Raw genomic sequence first — 233 nt, 5'->3', positions numbered from 1 at the left:
ATGCTCAAAGATTGAGCAAAAGCCCTACTCGATGTTGAAGGCCGGGCCGATCTGCGGCAGGGCGTCGAACCCCCAACCGAAGTAGGTCGACGAGAAGTACCAAGCGCCGTAGACGATCGCCGAAACCACCGTCGTCGTCGAGAAGACGAACAGCGCCCGGAAGCGCGTCGGAGCGCTGGGTACCGTGCCGAGCACGATCTCGTTATCATCCGCCTGGGTGCGCAGACCGATCG

The 233-nt window shown here is 61.8% G+C and carries 1 protein-coding gene; it reads right to left on the bottom strand.

Annotated features, from left to right (window positions below):
• Nucleotides 1-24: 24 nt before the first annotated feature.
• A partial coding sequence (locus SB772_RS45825; RefSeq protein WP_410839253.1) for a DUF1467 family protein occupies nucleotides 25-233 on the bottom strand: 209 nt, incomplete at its 5' end.

Origin of the sequence: Paraburkholderia sp. SIMBA_030 (genome assembly GCF_046535245.1) — a bacterium.
Taxonomy (GTDB): Bacteria; Pseudomonadota; Gammaproteobacteria; order Burkholderiales; family Burkholderiaceae; genus Paraburkholderia.
The sequence above is the reverse complement of the archived record's forward strand: the minus strand, read 5'-3'. Positions and strand labels throughout refer to the sequence as shown.